Source organism: Flavonifractor sp. An9 (genome assembly GCF_002161245.1).
Classification (GTDB): domain Bacteria; phylum Bacillota; class Clostridia; order Oscillospirales; family Oscillospiraceae; genus Flavonifractor; species Flavonifractor avicola.
Genome location: NZ_NFHC01000057.1, coordinates 1 through 666 on the forward strand (window position 1 = coordinate 1; position 666 = coordinate 666).

1 protein-coding gene is annotated in these 666 nt (G+C 63.1%); it reads left to right on the top strand.

Annotation, left to right across the window (positions count from 1 at the left end; genetic code table 11):
* A partial coding sequence (locus tag B5G40_RS16555) for a tyrosine-type recombinase/integrase (RefSeq protein WP_143383456.1) occupies positions 1 to 666 on the top strand: 666 nt, incomplete at both ends.

The window sequence follows — 666 nt, forward strand, 5'->3', positions numbered from 1 at the left end:
CGCAACCCGGCGGACAGCTGTAAACTTCCGCCTGTCAAGGGCAGAGAAATGAAGGTTCTGACTCCGGAGGAGATCCAGCGGCTGCTGATCCAGGCCAGGGAGGACGGCTGCTACGAGCTGCTTCTCTTGGAACTGGCCACTGGCCTGCGCCGGGGCGAGATCCTGGCCCTCCAGTGGCGTGACCTGAATCTCCGGACCGGCGCCCTGCGGGTGGAGCGGCAGGTCCACCGGGTCAAGGGAGAACTGGCAGTATCCCCGCCCAAGACCAAGGCGGGGAACCGGACGGTACTCCTCCCTGCCCCGGTCCTAAACGTGCTCAAGACCTACAAACAAGCCGTCCACTCACGGTGGATGTTTCCCTCCCCTGTCAAGGAAGACTCCCCTATGGACCCGGCAGCCGTCCGGAAGCGGCTCCAGACAGTATTGGAGCGGGCAGAGTGTAAACGGCTGCGATTCCATGACCTGCGGCACACCTTCGCTACCGCCTCCCTGGAACACGGCATGGACATCAAAACGCTGTCCACCATCATCGGCCATGTGTCCAGCACCACCACCCTGAACACCTACACCCACGTCACCGATGCCATGCGGCAGAACGCGGCGGACAAGATCGACCAAGGAATCGGGAGAGCCGAACCGAAACCCAGGCAGGAAGCGGCACCCCAG